Below are 23,639 nucleotides of genomic sequence, written 5' to 3'. Positions count from 1 at the left end.
GTGCTGGAGCGGTGCCGGGCGCTGTTGGACGAGTTCGCCGGGCGCTGAGCCGGGACCCACTGCACATCGGCACGCGTCACCACGCATCACCACGCATGACAGAGACGACACGGGAGACTCGATGCACACCTCTGCTCTGCCCGCAGTAGTACCGGTCCTGCTGATCGGGTTCCTGTCCCTGCTGACCCCGGCGCTGACGCCGCGGACCGTGCAGTTCGGGGTGCGGCTACCGGCCGAGCGTGCCGGTGATCCGGTGGTGGCGGCCGCGCGGCGGACGTACCGGGGCGGGATCGGTGCGGTGACGGTCGTCGCGGTGCTGGTCGGGTTGTTCGTGGGGTCGGTGGGGGCGGCGACGGCCGGCGCACTGTTGGTCGAGCTCGTCGGGTCGGTGGCGGTGTATCTCGTGGCGCGGTCGCAGGTCGCCGCGGCCAAGCAGGACGGACGCTGGTTCGAGGGACGCACGCAGGTCACCGTCACCGACACGACGCTGCGGACGCGGCCGGAGCCGTTCCCGTGGCTGTGGGCGCTGCCGGCGGTGGCGGTCACTGTGGGCACGGCGATCGTCGGCGCGATCCGGTATCCGCACCTGCCGGATCGGCTCGTCTCGCACTACGACGCCGGGGGGCATCCGACGTCGTACACCGCCAAGACCTTCGTCTCGGCTTTCGGGCTGGTCGGGGTGCAGGTCGGGATCACCGTGCTGATCGTGACGCTGGCCCGGGTCACGGCACGCGGGAAGGCAGCGCTGGACGCGCAGGATCCGCACGCGGCCGAGCGGCACCGGCGGTTCGTCGCGGCGATGACGCGTTGCCTGCTCGTGCTGGCCGCCGCGGCGGATCTTTCGATGTTCTTCACCGCGTTGGCGATGTGGAACCTGATGGGGAGTACGGGTTTCTTTCCGGTGCTGCTCACCGCGCCGATCGCGCTGGCGACGGTAGTGCTGGTCGTGGTGGCGGTGCGGGTCGGACAGGGCGGGTCGCGGTTGCGGGTCGAGGGTGAAGCCGGCGGTGATGGTGACGGCGGGCGCGACGGGAGCCGCGCCGGCGCCGTCAACCGTGACGACGACCGCTACTGGAAGCTCGGCCTGCTCTACTACAACCACGAGGACCCCGCGGTATTCGTCCAGAAACGTTTCGGCGTCGGCTGGACGATCAACTTCGCTCGCCCGACGGGTGCCGGCTTGATCATCGGTCTCTTGCTGATCCCGATCGTGCTCCCACTGATCCTCGGCTCGCGCTGAGAGCTCAGCGCAGCCCCTGTGCCGCCTTCAACCGCCCGACCTGGATGTCGGACAGGTGCCCGAGCGTCGCCCCCATCTGCTCCAGCGCGGTCTTGTCGTTCGTCACCGGCCCGACCAGGACCACCACCGAGACCGCCGACCCGACGTGGACCAGCAGCGCGGCCATGAGGACGGTCTTGCCGCTGATGGTCAGGTAGTTGATGTAGCCGGCCTGGCCCTGCTTCATCAGCTGCGGGATGGGGGCCGGCGCCATGGTCCCGGAGCTGCCGGAGAGGGTCATGCTCAGGTTCTTGCAGCCCTGCAGGCCGGTGGTCAGGTCGGCGATCAGCGCCTGCGCCTTGTCGGCGGACGGCAGCGCCAGCACCGAGTCCTGGATCGCGTGGCCCGCCGAGGCCTTGCGGAGCTGGCGGTTCACCTCGGCGGTGGTGCCGTACTTCGTGGTCAGGCCGTCCTGGGCGTCCACGAACGTCTGGCAGGCGGCGCCCCCGGTCTTCACCACGTCCTGCGTGCTGGTGGTCGTGGGGTCGTCCTGCGAGGCGTCGTAGGTGTAGCCGGGGTCGTCCTTGTCGGTGAGCAGGAGCTTGCCGATCTGGTCGGCACTCAGCGTCGTCCCCGAAGCCCCACCGGACGTCGCCGCCGAAGTCGCCGCCGACGTGGGCGGCGCGATCGACGTGTTCGGCACACTCCCCCCGGACGCCGACGCCTTCGACCCACCCGACGTCCCCGCCGCGCCCGGCGCACTCGTCCCCGCCGCCGAACCGCCGATCTGCCCCGAACTGCTACAGGCGGCCGTCATCAGCACGGCCGCCGTGACGACGGCTATCGAGCCGCCCTTGATTCTGGTGCGCATGTCGTTCCCCGTTCCCCGTGTTGACAAGAAGCACGGTGCTCAGACGTCCCCGGAGCGCCGTGCGTGGCTCGAAGATAGCAAGTCATGCGCACAGCAGGGACAGGTCTCGCCACCTCATGGCCGCCGTGCAACTATCTGACGTATCGTCAGATCTCGCGGAAGCCCACACCTGGAGGCGCCATGGCGGAGCAGCAGGAGCACCCGAAACGGGAGCCGAGTCCCTACAAGAAGCTCGCGAGCGAGGGGCCCTACGGGCCCGGGATCGGATCGGCTCTGATCACGATGGTGGAGCCGCATCCGGGGCAGGAGCGCGCCTACAATCGCTGGTACGAGGATGATCACTACATTTCTGGCGCGATGTCCATGCCGTGGATGTTCGCCGGGCGGCGGTGGGTCGCCACGCGTCCGTTGCAGTTGCTGCGCTATCCGGCCGACTCCGCTGTCGCGAATCCGGTGACCGCCGGTGCCTACATCACCGTCTACTGGATCAACGAGGGCCGGTACCAGGATCATCTGGACTGGACCGTCGCGATCAACCGGCGGCTGCTGCCGGACGGCCGGGTCTTCCAGGAGCGGACGCATGTGTTCACGTCGTTCCAGAACTACCTCGGCGTCGTCTACCGGGACGGGGATTCGGGTCCGCGCGACATCCATGCCCTGAACTACCCGTACGCCGGGCTCGTCGTCGAGGTCTTCGACGCTGGGACGGACCAGGATCCGGCGGCGCTGGCGGCCTGGCTCCGGGAGAAGCACCTGCCCGCGAAGTTGGAGGGGTCGCCGGTGGCGATGGCGGCGGTCTTCGAGCCGATGCCGTTGCCCGGGACGACGCCGACCTACGTGAAGCCGGTCGAGGGCGTCGGCAAGCGCATCACAGTGCTCTACTTCACCGAGGCCGATCCCGCCGAGGACTGGGACCGGTTCGCGGGCGACGGGGCCGCGGTCGAGGCTTCGGGGCTCGGCCGGCTTGAGTTCGCCGGGCCGTTCATTCCGACGGTGCCCGGAACGGACAAGTACGTCGACCAGCTTCGCTGACGGAAGCTGCGCTCCATACCGCAGAAGAAAAAGAAGACGACCACCGGAGAACCGGTGGCCGTCTTCAATACGCCGCTACATCAGCGCAGTGTCACAGGTCGCTGATCTTGATCGTCTGCTCGCCGAGCTTCGAGGCGAACGCGTTCCACTCGGAGACCACCTGGTCCTTGACCGAGCCCGCCTTGCCGCCGGCGCTGTTGCCCTTGTCGAAGTTGCCGTTCGAGCCGGGCTTGCCGGTGCAGGCCAGATTGTCGTTGGCCCACGCCGCGTAGTCGTTCTCGGACTCCGCGGACAGCTGCCAGGCGTTGACCAGGTTCGCCTGCAGCTGCGTGCCGCCGGGCAGCTTGTCGACCGACAGCGGCTTCATGCCGTCGGCCTGCGCCTGCCGCTTGGTGGCCACGTCGGTGAAGTCCGCCTTGTACGAGGCCACGTTCTTGCACTGCTGCACGCCGGAGATCGCCGCGTTGGCCTTGGAGCGCAGCTCGTGGCTCTGCCCGATGATCGCGAATATCGCGTCGGCCTGGGCCTTGGCCGCCGGGTCGACGCCGGGCGGCGCGGAGACGCTGGTGCTCGGCGTCGGCGTGTCAGGGGTCGTGGACTTGCCCGAGGCGCTCGGCTTGGCGCTGCCGCCCCCGCCGGAGAAGGCCACGGCGGCGACCACGACCAGCACCGCGAACACGCCGATCGCGACCAGCAGCGTGCGGTTGGACTGGCGGCGGTCCGGGCCGGTGGCCAGCAGCAGGTCCGGCTCGCCGGGGTTGCGGCCGCCGTGGTTCATGCCGCCGCCGTACATCTGCGGCTGCACCCGCGGTATGGCCTGGGTGTGCGACTCCGGGTTGGCCGGGCCCTGCGCCTGCGCGTAGTAGCCGCCGGGGTCGTAGCCCCGGCCGGACGTCTGCTGCTCGCCGTAGCCGGCCTCGCCGTAACCGACCTGGTCCTGCGTCGGGGGCTGGTACACCGGCGCCTGACGCCCGGTGGCGTCGGCCGGCGGCAGCGCCTGCGTCGGCTGCGGTCCCGGGCCGGGGCCCGGAACGCCGGGGCCGGCCGGAGGACCGGAAGCGCCCGGCCCCCGTGACCCGCCCGGGCCGTTCGTCGCAGGGTTCTGCGGATACGGCCCCGAATAGCCCGCGGCTCCCGGTACCGACACCCCTATCGTGCCCTGGTTGGGCATCAGCGAGTGCCGGTTGTCGACCGGCGCGTCGCGGAACAGGTGGTCGAACTCGTTCGGGATCCCGCCCTGTGCGTGCTGCACGGGAGCCGGCTGGCCCGGCAGGCGCCAGGAGAAGCCGGAGGACTCGGGGATCGGTCCGCCCGGATAGCCGTCGTCTTCCGGCGGGGCGGGGGAGACTGCCTGGTAGGGCGTCTCGACAGGGGCGAATTGCGCGGTATGCGACATTCCCGCCTGGGCGGTCGCGGCATCCTCCGACGGCGCACGCCCACCCTCGGCTGTCGGCTCGCTTTCTTGCAGCGTCTCGTCCATAGGCGGGACCGAGCCTACCCGATCGGACTTTCGATGCTTGACCACTGCGCCGGACCCGATGGCACAGACGTTCAGGCGTTGATGGGCTCGCCGGGCCGCCGCAGGGCCGTCAAGCTGCGGAACTCCCGGGTCGCCGCGACGGTGGCGTAGGGATCGAGGCGTCGGTCGAAATCGTGCAAAGCCTCGACCGCGCGGGCCGACCGGGCCCGGCCGGACAGCTTCACCGCCTCGGTCGCCGCGGCGCACCCGGCCTCCACCTCGCCGCCCTGGACCCGGGCCGAGGCCAGGGTGAACAGGTTCAGCACCCGGCGCCGGGTCTTGTCCGCGCCGAAGCCGGCCAGCGCCGACGCGGCCTGTTCGGCCGCCTGCCGCGGCTGCTCCAGGTCGCGGTGGCAGGCCGCGGCCGTGTCGGCTATGTAGTGGTGGTCGAAGTAGGAGGACCAGACCGGGGTGTCGCCGCCGCTGCGGTCCAGTTCGTCGGAAGCCCGGCCCAGCGCCTGCTCGGCCGCGCGCCGGTCGCGCATCGCGGCGTGGCCGCGGGCCTCGGCGCAGAAGTACTCCGCGCGCACGTGCGGTGACGCGGTCCCCCGCGCCCCCTCGTCGGCCGACCGCGCCAACTGCACGGTCTCGCGCGGCGCACCGAGCGAGTTCGCCAGATGGCTCATCGCCGACAGGATGTGCCCGCCGTGCGCCCGGTCGCCGGCGGCCTGCGAGAGTCGCAGGGCCTGGATGTAGTACCGCTGCGCCAGGCCCAGGCGGCCGGTGTCGCAGGCGAGGTAGCCGGCCAGTTCGGTGAGCGCCGCCGCGGCGCCGAACAGCTGGCGCCCGACCCGCTCGGGGTAGGTGCCACGCAACAGCTCGGCGACGACGCCGTCGAGGTAGCGCACCGCCAGCACCCGGACGTGGCCGCCGCCGAAGCGGTGGTCCAGCGTGCGGAACGCGTCGGTCGCGGCGCGCACGGCCGCGACGTCGGACAGCCCGACGCGCAGCGGCGCGTGTCCGTTCTTGGCCGCCGCCATACCCCGGGCCACCACCGGGTCCTCGGCCATGATGAGCCAGTCCCGGCTGGGCCCGACCATCGCCGCGACCGCGAACGACGCCGCGCGCAGCTGTTCGCGGCCGGCGGCGTCGGCGCGCCACAGCCCGGCCGCGACCGCGATCGCCTCCGGGGTGTCGGCGGCCAGCCCGAGCGCGAGCGAGGAACTGCCGTCCCGCTCGTCGACCATGCCGATCTCCTCGACGGTGACCGGCCGGCCGAGCTTGCGGCCCAGCGCCTCGGCGATCAACGCCGGCGTGGTGGCCCGCGGCTGCTGTCCGCGCAGCCAGCGCGCCACCGAAGTCTTGTCATAACGCAAGTCCAGGCCGAGCTCGGCTCCCGCGAGATTGACCCGCCGGGCCAGTCCCGCGTTCGAGCAGCCGGCCTCGGCGATCAGCTCCGCGAGTCTCCGATTCGGCTCGCGCGGCCCCCGGTGCCCCTCCATACCCCCGGTGATACCCGCCGGACAATCGGACGAACATGGATCTTCATGATGAATACAGATCTTCATGATGAACAGAGATCTTCATGGCCAACACAGATCTCCACGATGAATACAGATCTAGAAGACGAATCCGTGTCTGGCACAACGAATGCAGATCAACTCGGCGAAATATCAGACCTCTTGCACATTCCGGCAATCAGGTGACATGCGACCCGTAACCAGACTCCTGTCACTCGCGTTATGGGCACATGACTGTGCTGTCACTCCCCGAGAGCGACCTCGCCGAGGCCGGTCCCGCCCCGGTGGGCGCCGATCCGCTGGGCCTGCGGGCCGCCGCACTGACCTACATCGAGGAACGGCACTGGGACATCCTCCCGGGCGCGTCGGTACTCCGCGTGGACGGCGCCTGGCGCTGCTCGTGCGGGAACAACGCGTGCACCGCCCTGGGCTCGCACCCCGCGCACCGCGACTGGAACAAGCAGATCACCGCGCAGCCCTCACGCGTCCACGGCTGGTGGGAGGAGAACCCGGACTCGGCGATCCTGCTGCCCACCGGCCGCACCTTCGACGTCATCGACGTCCCGGAACAGGCCGGCTGCCTGGCCCTGGCGCGGCTGGAGCGCAGCGGGGCGGCCCTGGGTCCGGTCGCGGCCACGCCGACCCGGCGGCTGTACTTCTTCGTCCTCCCGGGCACGAAGAAGAAGATCCCTGAGATGCTCATGCGCGCCGGCTGGGGCCGCGCGCAGCTGGACCTGGTCTGCCACGGCGAGAAGGACTTCGTGGTGGCGCCGCCCTCGCGCATGGGGACCGGCGGGCAGGTGCAGTGGGCCCGGCCGCCCGGGGAGTCGAACCGGTGGCTGCCGGAGGCGGCGGAACTGATCCCGACGCTGGCCTACGCCTGCGGCCGCGAGCGGTACTAGAGACAGAGGCGGAAAACCAGTCCAGGCACCGGAAACGGCGGTCACCGATCGGTGACCGCCGTTCGCGTGTGAGCCCGCCGGCTACTCGGCTACTCCCTGGGCCGGAGCCCGGCGGCCTTCTTGCGCAGGAACACCAGCAGTCCGGCGCCACCGACCACCAGCACCACCGCGACGATGGCGATCGGCATGAGCGACCCGCTCGCGCCGGTGCGCGCCAGCGCCCCGGTCTGGTTGTCGGCGAGCGCCGCAGGGGCCGCGGGGGCGGCGGTCGTCGTCGTCACGGCCGCAGCCGCGGCGGCGGCCTGAGGCTTCGAGGTGCCTGTGGTGCCTGTGGTGCCAGTGGTGGTGGTGGTGCCGCCGACGGCCGAGTTCGACGACGAGGCCGGGCCCGACGGCGTACCGCTGCCGGCCGCGGCCGCGCCGGGCGTGGTGCACGAAGCCGAGGCGAGGGTGATCCCGCCGGCGACCTTCGCCAGGTTCAACGCGTTCAGCGTGACCTGCGCCTCGACCGCGGCCGAGGCCCCGGCGCCGTTGATGGTGGTGGTCGGCGCCAGCTGCACGTCGATGTCCGCCACCCCGGGGACGTCCAGCTTGACCTCACCGGTCAGCGGGACCGGGAAGTCCTGCCCCAGCAACTGGATCGTGGTCGGCATCTTCGCCGACGCGGTCGGCTTCTGCCCCGGCACACAGGTCGCCTGCGCGGAGATCAGGTCGATCTTCAGGATCCCGTTGTCGGCGCTGGCCCCGGGCAGATTCAGCAGCGGCAGGAACAGCCGGAGGTTCGCCACCGTCGCGTAGGCCTGGCTATAGCCGCCTGGGCCGTTGATGACCCGCGCCGTCCCCGACACCGCGTCGGCCTTGATGAGATCCGCGTCCGGGCCGGGAAGATGCAGAGTGCTGATCAAGTTGTCGCGCAGCCGCACCACGGAGTTGGTGAAGTTCGCCGAGTCGCCGCTCGCGTTCGGGGCGTCGGCCTCGCCCAGCGACAGATCGGCCAGCGGCAGGTCCAGGCCGTTCGGCCCGGTGAGGTGCAACGCGCCGAGCAGACCGTTGAGCAGCTGCACGTCGAGGTGGACCTGACCGGCGACCGCCTTGGCGGTGCCCGTGGAGGTCGTGGGGGACGATGCGTCGGAAGCGGCGGCGGGCAGAACTCCGAACGCGGTCACGGCCAGAGCGGCCGCGGACGCGAACAGGAGGGAGGCGCGGCGCCGACGCCCACGTGGGGAAGGCATCATGCCGCCTAAGTCGGAATCCGGAGTGGATATCGAAGACATTGTGGCGAACCCCCAAGACTCTTGGACAGCCTCGCCATTCTTGCTCACCCTGGGCGGTCTGACTATCACAAAGCGTGGATTCACCCACACAGATTATCCGAGCCCGAATTTCCCCGGTAGACCCGAACGACGGTCAGGCCGCACGCACAGTCACGAACACATGCCCGGCCAGATCCAGGTCCAGTTCGGCGGTCTCGCCCACGGAACCGAGCAGCACGCCGCCCGGCGACACGGTCGCGCGCACCGTCTGTCCCGGCTGCACGCCGGCCCGGCGCAGGCGCAGCATCAGCTCCGGGTCGTTCTGCAGCGGCTCGCCGAGCCGGCGCACGACCAGGTTCTGCGCCGTCGCCGAGCGCGAGCCGCGCTCCACCACGTCCCGCAGGTTGGCCACGTCGCCGTCGAGGAAGGCCTCCTGCTCGCCGACGGTGTCGTCGAGCTCGGCCAGGCCCGGGATCGGGTTGCCGTACGGCGACTCGGTCGGGTGGTCCAGCAGCTCCAGCAGCCGCTTCTCCACCGCCTCGCTCATCACGTGCTCCCAGCGGCAGGCCTCGACGTGGACGTCCTCCCACGCCAGCCCGATCACGTCGGTCAGCAGCCGCTCGGCCAGCCGGTGCTTGCGCATCACCCGGGTCGCCTGCTCGCGGCCGGCGTCGGTGAGCTCCAGGTGCCGGTCGCCCTCGACGGTCAGCAGTCCGTCACGCTCCATGCGGGCCACGGTCTGGCTGACGGTCGGGCCGCTCTGCCCCAACCGCTCGGCGATCCGCGCGCGGAGCGGGACGATGCCCTCCTCCACGAGCTCGTAGATGGTCCGCAGGTACATCTCGGTGGTGTCGATGAGGTCGCTGCTCACGTTCCAGTCCCTTCCCGCGGGCCCACGGCCGCCGTCACATGGTGCCAAGCCGCCGGTCCTTCAAGGCTGGTCCGCACAGCGGTGCTCCATTGTTGCGCATTCCGCCGACAGGCAGGGGCACCTGGCGCGGTTTCAAGACACTCAGCCACTCCCACGCCAGTAGCGCGGGGCTGGCCCATCAACATTCGGCCCATCAAGATCTGGCCCATCAAGGTCTGCCACATCGAAGTCCGGCCCATCAGCCGAGCAACGCCTCCGCGCGCTCGGTCCGCAGGTGCAGCAGCACCCGGCCGTCGCGTCGGGTGGCGACCAGTCCGGCCCCGCGCAGCACCCCGAGGTGCTGCGAGACCGCCCCGGCCGTCACCCCGAGCCGTCCGGCCAGCTCTCCGGTGGTGCCCGGTTCGGCCAGCTGGACCAGCAGTTCGGCCCGGGTGCGGCCGAGGAGTGCGGACAACGCGTCCGGAGCCGGCCGGCGCGTTTCCCACACCGTCGCCACGGCCCGCGCCGGATAGTGCAGCAGACCGGAGGTGACCGGCTTGGTGTTCACGCAGACGTCGGGCCACCCGAGCACGCTCGGGGACAGCACCAGCGCCCTGCCGTCGAGGACTACTTCTTTACCGGTGAACGGCCAGACGGCCTCACTGATTCCCGGGCCGTGCAGCCGCAGTTCGCCGTCCGACCAGCGGACGTCGTGGTGCAGGTCGTCGAAGACCGCGGCCGCGCCGCCGTCGGCCAGCACCCGGGCCCGATAGGCGATGTCGGCCTCCAGCACCCCGAGCATCCGCGGCCAGTGCGGGGCCACGAGCACGTCGAACACCCGCCGCAGGACGTCGGCGAGCCGGGCCAGGCCGGCCGGCGGATCGTCGTAGAACTCCTTCTGGAAGCGGTCGCTCGGCGCCCCGTTGTTGTCGAAGTAGCGCCGGACGCGCCCGGGATCGGCCGCGCGGATGATCTCGAGTTCTTCGTCCAGCGCGGGCATGTGGACGTCCGGCGGCGGGACCAGGACGCCGGGGCGGACGGCGCGCGCGGTGAAGCCCGCGAGGATCTCCCAGCCCGGAACGTCGGCCAGCAACGGCCGTGCCCAGCGGACCCACGGCAGGTGCACGGCGTGCTTGCCGGGCTCCTGGAGGACGTCCACGGCTTGCAGCGCCTCATAGACCGGGGAGATGGCGAAGCGGACGCGCGCCATCTCGGTACCGGCGATCGGTATGCGGACCGGTCTGGCCATCGGTGCCCCCGAGATCGAACAAGAACTAATTTAGCAAGCACTAAATCGTAGCTCCGCCGCGGCCGATCTTCGAATCTTGCTCCCATGACCGCTCTTTCCTTCCGTTCCGACTCCCCCGCCCCGGTCCGCCGCCCGAAGGCGCGCCCCGGCAAGCTCGGCCGCGACTGGCATCTGCTGTTCACCGCCGGCGCGATCTCGGTCCTCGGCGACGGCGCGTTCGTCGCCGCACTCCCGCTGCTCGCCGCCGGGTACACCCGAGATCCACGGTTGATATCCGGGCTCACGGTGGCCGGGACGTTGCCCTGGCTGGTGTTCTCGTTGCAGGCCGGCGCGATCGCGGACCGTTCGGAGAGCCGGCGGCTGTCGATCCAGGCCCAGGGCTGGCAGCTGTTGTGCGTTCTGGCGGTCGGGCTGCTGGCCATGGACCGCAGCGCGGGGTGGGGGCTGGCGGCGTTGTACGTCCTCGCGTTCGGCCTGGGCATGGCGGCGGCTCTGGCGAAGAGCGCTTCGCAGCCGCTCATGACGTCGGTGGTCCCGCGCGAGCGCCTGATGGCGGCGAACGGGCAGCTGTACACGGCGCAGTCCGTGGCCAAGGATTTCGCCGGGCCTGCGCTCGGCGCCGCGTTGTTCGCGCTGACCCCGACGCTGCCGTTCTGGGCCGATGCCGTCACGTTCGCGGTGTCGATGCTGTTGATCGCGCGCCTGCCGCGGATGGGGCGACCCGGTGCGTCCGGCGCCATACCGGGAGCCGAGCGCCGGCCGCTGCGCGCCGACGTGAAGGAGGGCCTGTCGTGGCTGGCCCACCACCGTCTGCTGCGCACCACGACGATGCTCTCGGCGGCGGCCAACTTCGGATCCACGATGGGCGCCGCGACGCTGGTGCTCTACGTCGGGACGCACCACTACGGCGTGCTGTTGAGCATCGCGGCCATCGGCGGCATCGTCGGCGGACTGATCAGCCGCGCGACGGTGGCCCGACTCGGCGGCCGGGCGGTGGCGCGGCTGTGCTCCTCGGTGACGCCTTTGGCGGGCATCGGGATCGGGCTGTTCGGGCCGAACATGTTCGTGGTCGCGGCGCTGCTGGGGGTCGGGAGCATGAGCGCTTCGCTGTGGAACGTCGCGGTGGTCTCGCAGCGGCAGCGGCTGGTGCCGCCGCACCTGCTGGGCCGGGTGTCGAGCGCCGGGATCATGGTGGTGTGGGGGATGCAGCCGCTCGGCGCGCTGGTCGGAGGACTGATCGCGGCATCGTTCGGGTTGGCCGCGCCGTGGCTGGTCGGGGGTGGACTGCGGATCGTCGCGGCGCTGCTGGCGATCCGGCCGCTTCGGGAGTGGCAGGACTGATCCACGTCCTGCCGTGCGCTGAAGGGGATCGGAGGGGGATCCCCTTCAGTAGCGGCGCATGAGCATCGCGCGGCCGACCTCCGCGACGTAGGGGGCGAGTTCGAGGTCGACGCTCAGCCACTCGTCCTCGGAGACCGTCACCGCCGCGGCGCGGGGCGGTCTCCCCTTGAGCAGGCGGGCCCGGAGGTAGTCGGCGGGGTGCGAGGAGTCGATCTGCGTGCCGCGGAACTCCGAGACGCGCGCGGACCGGATGTACTCGTGCTCCGGGATGGTCGGGATGTAGTCCTGGAGCCCGATCCACATCTCCATGGCGTCTTCCAGGCTCGCCGCCTTGCGGACGGTCGTGTGCGCGGTCCGCGTGCGGGTCACGTACGCCTCGACCGACATGCGCGCGCCGAACTTGCGCAGCAAGCCGAGCGCCGCCGTGGTCGACGCGGTCTGCGCGGCGATGTCGTCGGCGAGGAACTCGGCTCGCAGCGACACATGGATCTGTAGCCAGCCGTAGAACCGCTGGAGCCCGGTCATGAGCAGGTAGAAGGGGAGCAGGAGCACGGGCAGGAGAAGCTGCGCGAGTCCGGCCTGACCGGGTGGCACGGGGCGCCCGTGGGTGCTCGGGTAGAACAGCACCCGCCACTCCCGCAAGCTGCGGTACGCGCTGGAGACCAGCACACCCTGCGTGGTGTCGCCGTTGACCTGGTGGCCGAGTTCGTGGCCGAGCAGCGCCAGCCGCTCGTCGCCGTCCAGGATCTGCCACAGCGGGACGCCGAGGGTCAGGACCGGCTCGTGCCGGAGGCCGCGGCGTGCGGTGCTCGCGTTGAACGCGCCGTCGAAGGTGACGTACTTCGGGACCGGGGCTCCGGTCGCCTCGCCGACCCGGTCCAGGATCGCGAACAGCTTCGGCGCCTTCCCGCGCTTGATCCAGTCGGTGCCGGGGCGCTTGGCGAACCGCGGCCGCACCACCCACACGATGCCGAACCCGAGCAGCGCCAGGATGTCCAGCGGCCACAGTCCGCTGAGCAGCGCCGCCACGGCGCCGACGAGGATGACGAGGGTGAGTGCGTGGATGGCCAGTCCGAAGGACACCGCGGCCAGCCGTGCGGCGCCGCCGGGCCGGAGGTCGCCGGATTGGAGCAGACGTTCCTGGAGCGCTTCACCTCTGCGCCGGGCGGTCTTGCGTTTGCGCTGTACATGCTTTGTCAGGGTCGCCGACTTCTGCTGTTCATCCTCAGCGATCAGGTCGTGATCGTCCGCCATGCACCACCGTGCGAACCTGGCGTCGAACTCGCCCGTCCATCCACACCGCGGACAGGTGTATTCGACAGTTCGCGGCGTTTCTGTCAGTGCCACGGCGCAATAATGGACGTCTGTTCAACCGGGCAACACCCATCGGAAATCAAGGAACGATAACGATGTCGCTGCCGATCCCGCGCGGGGTCTCGATCGACGCGCTGCGCACCGCCGCCCTGGCGTGCCAAGGGTGCGAACTCCACCAGGCCCAGCCCGGTTCGCTGAGCGGACCGACGCAGACCGTCTTCTCCAAAGGGAACCCCGCCGCGCGCGTGGTCTTCGTGGGCGAACAACCCGGGGATATGGAGGACCGCGCGGGGCTGCCGTTCGTCGGTCCCGCCGGGCAACTGTTCGACCGCGCCATGGCCGAGGCGGGCATCGACCCGCGGCAGGCGTATGTGACCAACAGCGTGAAGCACTTCCGGTTCATGCAGGACCGTCCCAACGGCCGGCGGATCCACAAGACCCCGGACACCACGCACATCGAGGCGTGCAAGCCCTGGCTGCGCGCGGAGCTGACGATAGTGGACCCGGAGGTGATCGTGGTGCTGGGCGCCACCGCGGGCCGGGCGCTGATCGGCCCGCAGTTCCGGGTGACCCGGGACCGCGGCAAGGTGCTGATGTGGCCGCCGTCGGGGGACGCGGGGTTCGGCTCCGATCCCTCGCGGCGCCGGGCGGTGTCGCTGGTGGCGACGTCGCATCCGTCGGCGGTGCTGCGCGCGGACAATCAGGAGACTGCGTACAAGGAGCTGGTCTCGGACCTCCTGCTGGTTGCGAGGTTGCTGGCCTAGCCGGATCTGAGACCGTGGACCCATGCTGACGATCTCGCGCCGTTTCAACGGCCCCCCGCAATCCGGCAACGGCGGCTACGTCTCCGGGATGCTCGCGCAGCTGCTTCTGGCGGAGGTCGGGGACACGCCCGGCGCGAAGGCCGAGGTCATGCTCCTCAAGCCGCCGCCGCTGGAGAAGCCGCTCACGACCCGGCAGCCGGCGGAGAGCGAGCTCCTGCGGCTTTTGGACGGCAGCACGATGATCGCGGAGGCGGAGCTCGTCGAGGCCGCCGGGGAGCTCGTCGAGCCGGTCTCCTACGACGAGGCGGTCAGCGCGGCCAAGGGCTTCGCCGGGCTGGGCGGGCATCCGTTCCCGACCTGTTTCGTCTGCGGCCCGGACCATCCCACTGGGCTGCACGTCTTCCCCGGCCCGGTCCCGGGCCGCAAGGGCGTCGTGGCGGCTCCCTGGACGCCAGCGGAGGACGCGGTGGGGCCGGAGTTCGTGTGGGCCGCGCTGGACTGCCCCGGAGGCTGGTCGGCCGGCGATCTCGCCGGCCGGCCGATCGTGCTCGGCCGGATGAGCGTGGAGATGCTGGACGAGACGCCGATCGCCGCCGGGGAACGCTACGTGGTGCTGGGGAGGCACCTGCGCACCGAGGGACGCAAGACGTTCACCGTCTCGGCGCTCTACGGTCCTTCGGGGGAACCGGTGGCGAGCGCCGAGGCGGTGTGGATCGCGATCGATCCGGCGACGGTGAAGCCGGCCGTCACGGAGTGAATGTCACGGATTGAGTGTCACGGATTGAGTGTCACCGGCTGAATGTCACGGGCTGAGGCGCTCGATGGTCCAGCCGTCGGGGCTGTGCTCGTCGCGCTTGTAGCGGAGCCGGTCGTGCAGGCGGTCGGGCCGGCCCTGCCAGAACTCGACGGTCTGCGGCCGGACCAGGAAGCCGCCCCAGAAGTCCGGCAGCGGCACCTCGGTGCCCTCCGGCCACTGTTCGGCCAGCTCGGCGGCCCGCTTGTCGAGCCAGTCGCGGCCCGGGATCACCGTGGACTGCTCGCTGGCCCAGGCGCCGATCTGCGAGCCGTGCGGGCGGGTGGCGAAGTATTCCTCATCGGCTTCGCGGTCCAGCTTGGTCGCGGCGCCGATGACGATCACCTGCCGGTGCAGCGTGTACCAGGGGAACAACAGGGAGCAACGGGGGTTCGCCGTCAGCTCCCTGCCCTTGCGGGAGCCGAGGTTGGTGTAGAAGATGAATCCGGTTTCGTCGAACCCCTTCAACAGCACTGACCTGCTGGAGGGCTGGCCGTCGAGGTCAGTGGTAGAGACCACCATGGCGTTCGGTTCGGGCAGGGAAGCCCGGACGGCGTCCTCCAGCCACCCGGAGAAGAGGAGGTGGGGTGCGGGTGCCGCGTCCTGTTCACGCAGCGTTCCGATGCCGTATTCCCGGCGGAGCGCGGCGAGCGCTTCAGAGTCCACGGGCCCACGGTAACGCGTGTGACATTCCAGACACAGCACTGCCCCCGGTGCAGAGCATCCTGTGTGGCGAGTCACTATAGGAGAGACGCACTAATCACGACACCACCGTGTCGTCACGTTGACGCCGGGTAAGGCGACACCGTGGCAAGCCAGCTGGCCGCATCGAGCCACAGCACGTTGAGCGGCACACAAGGAAACAGAGGGAGTACACATGTCCGACTTCGTACCGGGCCTCGAGGGCGTCATCGCCTTCGAGACCGAAATCGCCGAACCCGACAAGGAAGGCGGCGCTCTCCGGTACCGCGGAGTCGACATCGAAGACCTCGTCGGACGCGTGACGTTCGGCAATGTGTGGGGCCTTCTGGTGGACGGCAAGTTCAACCCGGGTCTGCCGCCGGCGGAACCGTACCCGGTGCCGGTGCATTCCGGCGACGTGCGCGTCGACGTGCAGTCCGCGCTCGCCATGCTGGCTCCCGTGTGGGGCCTGCAGCCGCTGCTGGACACGTCGGACGAGAAAGCCCGCGAGGACCTCGCGCGCGCCGCCGTCATGGCGCTGTCCTTCGTGGCCCAGTCCGCCCGCTCGATCGAGCACCCGGGCCAGGCCATGGTGCCGCAGAGCGAGGTCGACAAGGCCGAGACGATCGTCGAGCGGTTCATGATCCGCTGGCGCGGTGAGCCGGACCCCAAGCACGTCCAGGCCATCGACGCCTACTGGACCTCGGCGGCCGAGCACGGCATGAACGCCTCGACCTTCACCGCCCGCGTCATCGCCTCCACCGGCGCCGACGCCGCGGCCGCGCTGTCCGGCGCGGTCGGCGCGATGTCCGGCCCGCTGCACGGCGGCGCCCCGGCGCGCGTGCTGCACATGGTCGAGGCGGTCGAGGAGATCGGCGACGCGCGCAAGTACGTCAAGAGCGTCCTGGACAAGGGCGAGCGCCTGATGGGCTTCGGCCACCGCGTGTACCGCGCGCAGGACCCGCGCGCCCGCGTCCTGCGCCGCACCGCCGAGGAGCTGAACGCGCCCCGCTACGAGGTCGCCAAGGCCCTGGAGGAGGCCGCGCTGGCCGAGCTGCACGAGCGCCGCCCGGACCGGGTGCTGGAGACCAACGTCGAGTTCTGGGCCGCCGTGGTCCTGGACTTCGCGCAGGTCCCGGCGAACATGTTCACCTCGCTGTTCACCTGCGCCCGCACCGCCGGGTGGAGCGCGCACATCCTGGAGCAGAAGAAGACCGGCCGCCTGATCCGGCCGTCGGCGCGCTACGTCGGCCCCGGCCCGCGCAAGCCGGAGACCGTCGAGGGCTTCGAGACGATGGTGCCGCCGAGCGGCTTCCACACGTACAAGGGCTGAGCGGCTCTGGTCGGCGCTGGTCCGGCCCCCGCCTCACCTGGTGGTCCAGCCCCGGTCGGAACTGATGCGACCGGCGGCTGGGTGATTCTCGGTAGAACGATATGAGGGCTCCCCCGTTCGGGGGAGCCTTTTTCGGCTGTCCGGGCGACCGGCGCCGCTCAGAGCTCGTTCACCGAGCTCCAGTCGTCGTCGCCGCGCCCGGCCTCGACGGCCGCGCCGAACAGCTCCCGCACGCTGTCCAGGATCGGGTGCGGCACGTCCCCGGCCAGCCGCGCCGCGTAGGACAGGTCCTTGTGGGCCCAGCGGGTGGCGAAGTTGATCGGGTCCGGCGGCTGCAGGTGGCTGGCCCAGGCCTGCTGGGTGACGGCGCCGCCGGGCCGGTCCTGGAACGCGGCCCCGACGGCCTCGACGTCTAGGCCGGCCGCGGCGGCCACCCGCAGCGCCTCGCCGAAGGCCGCCATGTGCGCCGCCTGCAGGGCGTTGAGGACGAGCTTGAAGCGGGTGCCGGAGCCGACCGGACCGAAGTGCCGCACCTGGCGGGACACCGCCTGCAGGACCGGCTCGAGCGCGGCCAGCCCGGCCTGGTCGCCGCCGACGAGCAGCACCAGGGCGCCGCTGCGGGCCGCGGCGGCACCGCCGGTCAGCGGCATGTCGTAGAAGGGCAGTCCGCGCTCGGCGACCGCGCCGGACAACTCCGCCACCCACTCCACCGACAGCGTGGCCGAGGTGATGAGGACGGCGCCGTCTTTCGCTCCGGCCAGGATGCCGTCGGGGCCGAACCAGACGCCGCGCGAGGTGTCGTCGTCGGCGGTCACCTCGAAGACGACTTCGGCGGCAGCCGCGGCTGCGGCCGGCGTGTCGGCGACCTCGGCGCCGGCGTCCCGCAGGTCGGCGATCTTCTCCGGCGTGCGGTTCCAGAGGATGACGCGGTGTCCGTGCTTCAGCAGGTTCTCGGCCATTCCGCGGCCCATGATGCCCACGCCCACGATCGCGACGCTCGCCATGACAGTGCTCCCCTCTTGTACGTCTGCTGTGCCGCCTGACCCAACGCGATCCGCTGTGGAAACATGCCGCTGTCGCATCTGTCCTTTCTCTTCTTCGAAGCCTGCAACCGATCCGTGCCGGCGCGACTCATGTGTCCCGACCGACGGTCACGGAAGGGAAACGTATGGGGGACCAAGTTCGCGTCGACGAGTTCAGCGAGTACGCGGCGGCGCGCCAGAACCACTTACTGCGCACCGCGTATCTCCTGTGCGGTGATTGGCACGGCGCGCAGGATCTGACGCAGACCGCGCTGCTCAACTTGTGCAAGGCGTGGAACCGCGCCAGACGTGCGGACTCCGTCGACGCCTATGCGCAGAAGACCCTCATCAACGCTTTCGTCCGCGGCCAACGCCGGCTGCGGCGCGAACGCGAAGTCCGCGCGGCGGCGCTGTCTGGCACCGAACGCCTGACCGGCGCCGCCGACGACCCCGACCGGCCGGAGACGCGGCTGGCCCTGCTGTCCGCGCTCGACCAGCTCCCGGCGCGGGCCCGGGCAGTGGTGGTGCTCCGGTACTGGGAGGACCTGAGCGTGGAGGCGACGGCTGCCGCGCTCGGCTGCTCGACCGGCAATGTGAAGAGCCAGTCCTCGCGAGCCCTGGCCAGGCTCCGAGCCCTGCTCGGCGACGAATTCTCCGCCTACGGACCGCGCTCCGGCGCGGAAGGGAAGACTCTGCGATGAGTGCTGACGATCACTACGACGGCCTCGGCGACCCCGACGGCCACCACGGCCACCACGGCGAGGTCCACGGCCTGCTCGCCACCGCCTTCACCGACGACATGCCGGTACTGAACCTGGTCCCGACCACGGTCGACGGCTACCGCCGGCACCGGCGGCGCACCCGGGTGCTGGGGAGCGCCGGCGGGGCGCTGGCGCTGGCCGGCGTCATCGCGGCGGCGACGGCGCTGGTCCCCGGCGCCGGAAGCACCACCAGCGCGGCCCAGAGCGCGATGGGCGATTCTGGCGGCAGCGCGACGGACGGCAACGCCACACCGGCGGACATCACCTCGGCCTGCAACGGCAGCTACTACCTCTTCGGCCAGTACAACGGTTCCGGTGTCTACAGCTCGGATCAGCAGGGACTGGCAGCGCACTGCCGCCAGGACCTCACCGGGCTCCGGGCCCTGACCGGTGACCGGACACTCACCTCCCTGGTGGAGAGCCAGCCGCAGGCGATCAAGAATCACGACCTCCCCGCGGGCTCGACGCCACCGCCGCCCGGCGACTACATCCAGCCGGGCTACTACGACGGCCGGATCGACGGGGTGGCCTATCGGATCTCCATCTCCGTCTCGGACAAGAACGGCCTGTTCAGCGACGGCTGCACCGACCAGTCGTGCCCGGCGAACCGCACGCTCGCCGACGGCCGGCCCGCGACCGAGGTTGCCATCGGTGGTGGGTACAACGCCCTGGTCATCCACTACAACACCGATCACAGCGTCGTCTTCAGCGCGTTTCTGAGCGAGCACACGACCGTCCGGAACGTCCCGTTCGACTTCGAGAAGCTGATCGCGAGCCCCGACTTCGCCCGGCTGATCAGCGCCGACGTCCACACCCTGAACGTGCTCACGCACCCGGCCTGAGCGCGGGCCGCCCGGGACCCGCCGGTCCTGCCGCACCTGACAAAGCGGCAGGACCGGCGTGTCTCGTTTCACGGAATGCAGCCCGGATCGCGGACACATCCCGGTTACGATGTGAGCAGGCCTTGGCCAACGACGCCCCGGGCCACCCGACTTCTCCCCTGTAACGACAACGCTCGGAGAACCGCGTGGCTGACATCACCATCCCCCAGAACCTGCTCCCCGGCGACGGCCGGTTCGGCTGCGGACCGTCCAAGGTGCGGCCGGAGGCGGTGGCCAAGCTCGCCACCGAGGGCGCGAAGATCCTCGGCACCTCCCACCGCCAGGCCCCGGTGAAGAACCTCGTCGGCCGGGTGCGCGAGGGCGTGAGCGAGCTGTTCGGGCTGCCCGAGGGCTACCAGGTGGTGCTCGGCAACGGCGGCTCGACCGCGTTCTGGGACATCGCCGCGTTCGGCCTGGTGCGGGAGAAGTCGCAGCACCTGAGCTTCGGCGAGTTCTCCTCGAAGTTCGCCGGGTCGGTGAAGGCCGCGCCGTGGCTGGCCGAGCCCTCGATCGTGAAGTCCGAGCCCGGGACGCACCCGGTGGCAGTCGCCGAGGCCGGGGTCGACGTCTACGCGCTGACCCACAACGAGACCTCGACCGGCGTCGCGATGCACCTCGGCTCCGCCGAGCATGGGCACAGTACGCGGCCGGCCGGGGCCGACGAGGGCGCGCTGGTGCTGGTCGACGCCACGTCCGGGGCCGGCGGGCTGCCGGTGGACATCACCGAGACCGACGTCTACTACTTCGCCCCGCAGAAGTGCTTCGCATCCGACGGCGGACTCTGGATCGGCATCTTCTCCCCCGCCGCCCTGGCGCGCGCGGCCGAGATCGCCGGCACCGACCGCTACATCCCGCCGTTCTTCAGCCTGCCGACCGCGATCGACAACTCCTCGAAGAACCAGACCTACAACACGCCGTCGGTGGCCACGCTGTTCCTGATGGCCGAGCAGCTGGACTGGCTGAACGGCAACGGCGGCCTGGCGTGGGCGACCGCGCGGACCGCCGACAGCTCCTCGCGGCTGTACGCGTGGGCCGAGCGCACCGAGTACACGACGCCGTTCGTGGCCGACCCGGCGCAGCGCTCGCAGGTGGTCGGCACCGTCGACCTGGCCGAGGGGATCAGCGCGGACAAGATCTCGGCGGCGCTGCGGGAGAACGGGATCGTCGACACCGACGCCTACCGCAAGCTCGGCCGGAACCAGCTGCGGATCGCGATGTTCCCGGCGGTGGAGCCGGAGGACGTCGACAAGCTGACGGCGAGCATCGAGTACGTCGTGGAGCGCCTGGGCTAGTCAGCGCAGCGCGGCCGCGATCACCACGACGGCGAGGATCGCCACCAGTACGAAAGTGACGACCCTGGAGCGGGTACGTGTGTTCACCGCTCCAGGGTAATGCGGCCGGCTCAGCGTCCCGTCAGCGGCCAGTGCGCGACGCGTTCGTAGCGCTTGTAGGGGTGGGCTCCGTTGGAGCCGTTCGCACCGGCCGTACCATTCGCACCGGTCGCGCCGTTGACCGCAGCCCCGGCTCCGACTATGGCGTCCCCGCCCTCGGCGACCGTGAACAGCTCCACCTCCCCGGCCAGCCAGCCCGGCGACCGGAACGGCCGCAGCCGCTCCACGATCGGCGACAGGTCCAGCGGCCCGGTCTGGTCGTCGTGGGTCACGCCGCGCGGGACGCCGTTCACCCGGGCCAGCGTCAGGTGCGGACGGTACGGCCGGTCCTCCACCCGGATGTGGCAGCGGCGCGCGGCGGCCCCGGAGGCCTCGGCCAGCCGGCCCAGCCGGTCGCACTGGCCCTGCACGCCGAACCACAGCGCACGCGGCCCGAACCGTCCGGCGCCGGCCAGCGACAGCTCCATCGGCGTGGTCCGCGCGGCCACCCGCCCGAGCCGGTCGACCAGGTCCGCGGCCTTCTCCTCGGACACCTCGCCGTAGAAGGCGACCGTGATGTGCCACGTCTCCGGCCTGGTCCAGCGCAGCAGGGCATTGGCTCCGGGGGTGTTGCCCCGCTTCAGCGCGTCGACCGCAGCCCGCACCTCCAGCAGGACCGCACGGGGTGGCGTGATCGCCACGAACAAGCGCATGCGTCTCCTTGAGGTTCCCCCAGCGCGCCTGCACCGCACACGGACGCCCGCACCGCTCAGCGCGCTTCACACCTTGTGAGAGCACCCACAATACGGCGTGTGACCGGCGAGTTGTCGATAAGCGGACCGGCGGATTTTCTTCGCCGCGTCGGCCGGGGCCGAAGCCGTCCGGGCCCGGGCCGTCGACCGGCGGACCTCAGGCAGCCAGGCGCTCGGCGAGCCGCGGCGGGGTGTGCGCGACCAGCCGTTCACGCACTGACATGTCCTTCACCCGGGCCAGCGCGTAGGCCGCGATGATCGCCGCGACCACCGATATCACCCCGCCGCCGCCGACCGCGTAACGCGCCCCGAAGTGCTGCCCGACCCAGCCGACCAGCGGCGAACCGACGGGCGTGCCGCCGAGGAAGACCACCATGTACACGCTCATCACCCGTCCGCGCATCTCCGGCTCGACGCCGGTCTGCATGGTGGCGTTGGCCGCCGTGGTGACCATGATGATCATGACGCCCACCGGCAGCAGCAGCGCCCCGTAGAGCACCGGGTCCGGCATCAGCGACACCACGGTCGCGGACACCCCGAAGCCCAGGGCGCTGAGCAGCACCAGCGCCACCCCGACCCGGCGCTTGCGGGCGGTGACCAGCGCGCCGAGCAGCGCACCGAGCGCCAGCAGGATGTTCAGCAGCCCGAACACGCCCTTGCCGAGGTGGAAGGTCTGCACCGCCATCAGGGTGCTGGTGATCTGGAAGTTCAGCCCGAAGGTGGCCAGGAAGAACATGCAGGCCAGCACCGCCACCAGGTCCGGCCGGGTGCGCAGGTAGACGAAGGCCTCGCGGTACTGGCCCTTGGCGCGCACGATCGGGACCGGCGCGTGCAGCTCGTCACGGCGGATCAAGGCCAGCGCGGTGATGATCGCGATCGCGGTGATCGCGTTGGTGATGAACACCCAGCCGACGTCCATGACCGCCAGCGCCAGGCTGGCCAGCGCCGGGCCGAGCATCCGGGCCAGGTTGAAGGTGGCGGCGTTCAGCGACACCGCGTTCGGCAGCGCCTCGGGCCCGACCAGCTCGATCACGAAGGACTGGCGCGCGGGGTTGTCGAAGGCGTTGACCGTGCCGCCGATCAGGGCGATGAGGTACACCTGCCAGAGCTGGACGGCGTCGGTGACGATCAGCAGGCCCAGGACCAGGGCGCACAGCCCGGTGAGCGCGGCGGTGAGCATCAGCAGCCGGTTCTTGCGGTAGCGGTCGGCCAGCGCGCCGCCCCACAGGCTGAATATCAGGGAGGGGCCGAACTGCAGCGCGGTGACCACGCCGAGGTCGGTGCCGGAGCCGGTGAGCGAGACGACCAGCCAGTCCTGGGCGATGCGCTGCATCCAGATGCCGGTGTTGGAGACCACCATGCCGCTGGCGAAGAGACGGTAGTTACGGATCGACAGCGAGGAGAAGGTGGCTGACTTCACGGCTGGGCAGGCCCCCCAAAGGATTTTCGGCGCCCCCGGGGCCCGACCGCCTCGGGATGCGAAAGTTAGCCTACCTCAGTACTTGGTTTTTGGTAACCCCCTATACCGGGTAGGTGGGCATTACCGGCAACCGCGCGCCGGCTCGGCGTCATCTGGTGGTGAACATCCTGGTTTCCTCGGGGAAGCCGTCCGCGTCGAGGTGAACACCGCCTGTGACCTCGGCGATGAGGGCCGCGGCGGCCCGCGCGGGATGCGCGGCGACGGCGCCGTGCGGACGCGGGACGGCGGACCGTGGTGCGTACGCGGAAACATCGCAGAACTCATAGATACTGCGCGGCCAGGCGTCGTCGGCGCGGCCCGCGAGGGCCGGCGGGAGCCGGGTGCCGGGGGCGTCCGCGCCGGCCGGGCGCACCCGCACCTCCAGCAGGCCCCGGTGCCGCAGGATGTAGCCGCCGTTGTCCGGGACCACCTCGCGAGTCAGGTCGGGGGCGATGGGGCGCAGGATCTCGCGCAGCACGATCCACGGGAGCATCTCGTGGCTGAAGACGGCGTGGTCGGCGTCGCCGGGCAGCGGCGGGTCCTCGTGCGGGGCGTGGATCGGGCCGCCGGGCAGGCGTGCGACGCCGCGCAGGCGCTTGGCCAGGCCGCGGACCAAGTGCCAGGCGTCGGCCTCCGGGCCGGCCGGGAGGCCCTGCGGGTAGCGGGCGCGCAGGAGGCCGGCGTGCCGGCTGTCGAGGATCTTGGTGCGGGAGCGGCGGGCCTCGGCGACGTAGGCCAGGCCGAGGGAGGCCGCCGGGCCGGCGGTCGGCAGGCCCGCGTCGGCGCGGAGCATGGGGGTGAGGCGGAGGGGGC

At 71.0% G+C, this 23,639-nt stretch carries 22 protein-coding genes; 10 read left to right on the top strand and 12 right to left on the bottom strand.

Going from position 1 to position 23,639, the window contains the following annotated elements; all coding sequences use genetic code 11:
* Positions 1-121: 121 nt before the first annotated feature.
* Positions 122-1,240 carry a DUF1648 domain-containing protein gene (locus tag GWK61_RS35485; protein WP_194916078.1) on the top strand — a complete coding sequence of 373 codons (1,119 nt, stop codon included), beginning with the start codon at positions 122-124 and terminating at the stop codon, positions 1,238-1,240.
* Positions 1,241-1,244: 4 nt separating this feature from the next.
* On the opposite strand, the gene GWK61_RS35480 is transcribed toward GWK61_RS35485, so the two are convergent.
* The gene (locus GWK61_RS35480) at positions 1,245-2,090 is read right to left on the bottom strand and encodes a sensor domain-containing protein (RefSeq protein WP_194916077.1); all 846 of its coding nucleotides are present in this window, start codon (positions 2,088-2,090) and stop codon (positions 1,245-1,247) included.
* A gap of 180 nt (positions 2,091-2,270) precedes the next feature.
* Between GWK61_RS35480 and GWK61_RS35475 the strand changes: the two genes are divergently transcribed.
* Positions 2,271-3,122 carry a hypothetical protein gene (locus tag GWK61_RS35475; RefSeq protein WP_194916076.1) on the top strand — a complete coding sequence of 284 codons (852 nt, stop codon included), beginning with the start codon at positions 2,271-2,273 and terminating at the stop codon, positions 3,120-3,122.
* Positions 3,123-3,213: 91 nt separating this feature from the next.
* On the opposite strand, the gene GWK61_RS35470 is transcribed toward GWK61_RS35475, so the two are convergent.
* Positions 3,214-4,602 carry a hypothetical protein gene (locus GWK61_RS35470; RefSeq protein WP_194916075.1) on the bottom strand — a complete coding sequence of 463 codons (1,389 nt, stop codon included), beginning with the start codon at positions 4,600-4,602 and terminating at the stop codon, positions 3,214-3,216.
* A gap of 71 nt (positions 4,603-4,673) precedes the next feature.
* Positions 4,674-6,083: an NsdA family TPR-like regulatory protein gene (locus tag GWK61_RS35465; protein WP_194916074.1), complete on the bottom strand. Its 1,410-nt coding sequence runs from the start codon at positions 6,081-6,083 to the stop codon at positions 4,674-4,676.
* A 248-nt stretch (positions 6,084-6,331) separates the two neighbouring features.
* On the opposite strand from GWK61_RS35465, the gene GWK61_RS35460 reads away from it, so the two are divergent.
* On the top strand, positions 6,332-7,003 hold the full coding sequence (locus GWK61_RS35460) for a bifunctional DNA primase/polymerase (protein WP_194916073.1): 672 nt from the start codon (positions 6,332-6,334) through the stop codon (positions 7,001-7,003).
* 89 nt (positions 7,004-7,092) lie between these two features.
* On the opposite strand, the gene GWK61_RS35455 is transcribed toward GWK61_RS35460, so the two are convergent.
* The 3 genes from GWK61_RS35455 to GWK61_RS35445 all read right to left on the bottom strand — a co-directional run bounded on the left by GWK61_RS35455 (position 7,093) and on the right by GWK61_RS35445 (position 10,355).
* Entirely contained in the window at positions 7,093-8,235 is a 1,143-nt protein-coding gene (locus GWK61_RS35455; RefSeq protein WP_194916072.1) for a hypothetical protein, read from the bottom strand.
* A 175-nt stretch (positions 8,236-8,410) separates the two neighbouring features.
* Entirely contained in the window at positions 8,411-9,097 is a 687-nt protein-coding gene (locus GWK61_RS35450; protein WP_438939799.1) for an iron-dependent transcriptional repressor DtxR, read from the bottom strand.
* Between the two features lie 268 nt (positions 9,098-9,365).
* A complete protein-coding gene (locus GWK61_RS35445) occupies positions 9,366-10,355 on the bottom strand; it encodes an ArsR/SmtB family transcription factor (protein ID WP_194916070.1) in 990 nt (329 codons plus the stop codon).
* An 84-nt stretch (positions 10,356-10,439) separates the two neighbouring features.
* Between GWK61_RS35445 and GWK61_RS35440 the strand changes: the two genes are divergently transcribed.
* Positions 10,440-11,696 (top strand): MFS transporter, encoded by a 1,257-nt coding sequence (locus tag GWK61_RS35440; protein ID WP_194916069.1) that lies wholly within the window; start codon positions 10,440-10,442, stop codon positions 11,694-11,696.
* 45 nt (positions 11,697-11,741) lie between these two features.
* Here the strand turns inward: GWK61_RS35440 and GWK61_RS35435 are convergent, their stop codons facing one another.
* Positions 11,742-12,950 (bottom strand): M48 family metallopeptidase, encoded by a 1,209-nt coding sequence (locus tag GWK61_RS35435; protein WP_194916068.1) that lies wholly within the window; start codon positions 12,948-12,950, stop codon positions 11,742-11,744.
* Positions 12,951-13,105: 155 nt separating this feature from the next.
* Between GWK61_RS35435 and GWK61_RS35430 the strand changes: the two genes are divergently transcribed.
* Entirely contained in the window at positions 13,106-13,774 is a 669-nt protein-coding gene (locus tag GWK61_RS35430; RefSeq protein ID WP_194916067.1) for a UdgX family uracil-DNA binding protein, read from the top strand.
* Positions 13,775-13,796: 22 nt separating this feature from the next.
* A complete protein-coding gene (locus GWK61_RS35425) occupies positions 13,797-14,531 on the top strand; it encodes a hotdog family protein (RefSeq protein WP_194916066.1) in 735 nt (244 codons plus the stop codon).
* 45 nt (positions 14,532-14,576) lie between these two features.
* On the opposite strand, the gene pdxH is transcribed toward GWK61_RS35425, so the two are convergent.
* Complete coding sequence (gene pdxH / locus GWK61_RS35420; RefSeq protein ID WP_323747905.1) at positions 14,577-15,233, bottom strand: pyridoxamine 5'-phosphate oxidase; 657 nt, start codon at positions 15,231-15,233, stop codon at positions 14,577-14,579.
* Positions 15,234-15,444: 211 nt separating this feature from the next.
* Here pdxH and GWK61_RS35415 point away from each other — a divergent pair, with 211 nt between their 5' ends.
* On the top strand, positions 15,445-16,581 hold the full coding sequence (locus GWK61_RS35415) for a citrate synthase 2 (protein WP_194916064.1): 1,137 nt from the start codon (positions 15,445-15,447) through the stop codon (positions 16,579-16,581).
* A 158-nt stretch (positions 16,582-16,739) separates the two neighbouring features.
* On the opposite strand, the gene GWK61_RS35410 is transcribed toward GWK61_RS35415, so the two are convergent.
* A complete protein-coding gene (locus GWK61_RS35410; RefSeq protein ID WP_194916063.1) occupies positions 16,740-17,585 on the bottom strand; it encodes an NAD(P)-dependent oxidoreductase in 846 nt (281 codons plus the stop codon).
* Between the two features lie 164 nt (positions 17,586-17,749).
* On the opposite strand from GWK61_RS35410, the gene GWK61_RS35405 reads away from it, so the two are divergent.
* The 3 genes from GWK61_RS35405 (at position 17,750) to serC (ending at position 20,537) form a co-directional block, all read left to right on the top strand.
* Positions 17,750-18,304 (top strand): SigE family RNA polymerase sigma factor, encoded by a 555-nt coding sequence (locus tag GWK61_RS35405; protein WP_194916062.1) that lies wholly within the window; start codon positions 17,750-17,752, stop codon positions 18,302-18,304.
* Positions 18,301-19,206, top strand: coding sequence for a hypothetical protein (locus GWK61_RS35400; RefSeq protein ID WP_194916061.1), 906 nt, complete (start codon positions 18,301-18,303; stop codon positions 19,204-19,206). The genes GWK61_RS35405 and GWK61_RS35400 overlap by 4 nt, the downstream gene beginning before the upstream one ends.
* 185 nt (positions 19,207-19,391) lie before the next feature.
* Positions 19,392-20,537 (top strand): phosphoserine transaminase, encoded by a 1,146-nt coding sequence (serC, locus tag GWK61_RS35395; protein ID WP_194916060.1) that lies wholly within the window; start codon positions 19,392-19,394, stop codon positions 20,535-20,537.
* A 110-nt stretch (positions 20,538-20,647) separates the two neighbouring features.
* Here the strand turns inward: serC and thpR are convergent, their stop codons facing one another.
* From thpR to GWK61_RS35380, 3 genes are all read right to left on the bottom strand, one after another.
* Complete coding sequence (gene thpR / locus GWK61_RS35390) at positions 20,648-21,328, bottom strand: RNA 2',3'-cyclic phosphodiesterase (RefSeq protein ID WP_194916059.1); 681 nt, start codon at positions 21,326-21,328, stop codon at positions 20,648-20,650.
* A gap of 196 nt (positions 21,329-21,524) precedes the next feature.
* Positions 21,525-22,787: an MFS transporter gene (locus tag GWK61_RS35385; RefSeq protein WP_194916058.1), complete on the bottom strand. Its 1,263-nt coding sequence runs from the start codon at positions 22,785-22,787 to the stop codon at positions 21,525-21,527.
* Positions 22,788-22,935: 148 nt separating this feature from the next.
* Positions 22,936-23,639, bottom strand: a 704-nt coding sequence (locus tag GWK61_RS35380; protein WP_228563476.1) for a hypothetical protein, incomplete at its 5' end; no start/stop codon positions are given.

This window comes from Catenulispora rubra (assembly GCF_015356825.1).
Lineage (GTDB): Bacteria > Actinomycetota > Actinomycetes > Streptomycetales > Catenulisporaceae > Catenulispora > Catenulispora rubra.
The sequence above is the reverse complement of the archived record's forward strand: the minus strand, read 5'-3'. Positions and strand labels throughout refer to the sequence as shown.

Bases quoted from the DNA above. Each gene is read 5' to 3' on its own strand.
- GWK61_RS35485 (WP_194916078.1), top strand. From the start codon at position 122: ATGCACACCTCTGCTCTGCCCGCAGTAGTACCGGTCCTGCTGATCGGG.
- GWK61_RS35480 (WP_194916077.1), bottom strand. From the start codon at position 2,090: ATGCGCACCAGAATCAAGGGCGGCTCGATAGCCGTCGTCACGGCGGCC.
- GWK61_RS35475 (WP_194916076.1), top strand. From the start codon at position 2,271: ATGGCGGAGCAGCAGGAGCACCCGAAACGGGAGCCGAGTCCCTACAAG.
- GWK61_RS35470 (WP_194916075.1), bottom strand. From the start codon at position 4,602: ATGGACGAGACGCTGCAAGAAAGCGAGCCGACAGCCGAGGGTGGGCGT.
- GWK61_RS35465 (WP_194916074.1), bottom strand. From the start codon at position 6,083: ATGGAGGGGCACCGGGGGCCGCGCGAGCCGAATCGGAGACTCGCGGAG.
- GWK61_RS35460 (WP_194916073.1), top strand. From the start codon at position 6,332: ATGACTGTGCTGTCACTCCCCGAGAGCGACCTCGCCGAGGCCGGTCCC.
- GWK61_RS35455 (WP_194916072.1), bottom strand. From the start codon at position 8,235: ATGCCTTCCCCACGTGGGCGTCGGCGCCGCGCCTCCCTCCTGTTCGCG.
- GWK61_RS35450 (WP_438939799.1), bottom strand. From the start codon at position 9,097: ATGTACCTGCGGACCATCTACGAGCTCGTGGAGGAGGGCATCGTCCCG.
- GWK61_RS35445 (WP_194916070.1), bottom strand. From the start codon at position 10,355: ATGGCCAGACCGGTCCGCATACCGATCGCCGGTACCGAGATGGCGCGC.
- GWK61_RS35440 (WP_194916069.1), top strand. From the start codon at position 10,440: ATGACCGCTCTTTCCTTCCGTTCCGACTCCCCCGCCCCGGTCCGCCGC.
- GWK61_RS35435 (WP_194916068.1), bottom strand. From the start codon at position 12,950: ATGGCGGACGATCACGACCTGATCGCTGAGGATGAACAGCAGAAGTCG.
- GWK61_RS35430 (WP_194916067.1), top strand. From the start codon at position 13,106: ATGTCGCTGCCGATCCCGCGCGGGGTCTCGATCGACGCGCTGCGCACC.
- GWK61_RS35425 (WP_194916066.1), top strand. From the start codon at position 13,797: ATGCTGACGATCTCGCGCCGTTTCAACGGCCCCCCGCAATCCGGCAAC.
- GWK61_RS35415 (WP_194916064.1), top strand. From the start codon at position 15,445: ATGTCCGACTTCGTACCGGGCCTCGAGGGCGTCATCGCCTTCGAGACC.
- GWK61_RS35410 (WP_194916063.1), bottom strand. From the start codon at position 17,585: ATGGCGAGCGTCGCGATCGTGGGCGTGGGCATCATGGGCCGCGGAATG.
- GWK61_RS35405 (WP_194916062.1), top strand. From the start codon at position 17,750: ATGGGGGACCAAGTTCGCGTCGACGAGTTCAGCGAGTACGCGGCGGCG.
- GWK61_RS35400 (WP_194916061.1), top strand. From the start codon at position 18,301: ATGAGTGCTGACGATCACTACGACGGCCTCGGCGACCCCGACGGCCAC.
- thpR (WP_194916059.1), bottom strand. From the start codon at position 21,328: ATGCGCTTGTTCGTGGCGATCACGCCACCCCGTGCGGTCCTGCTGGAG.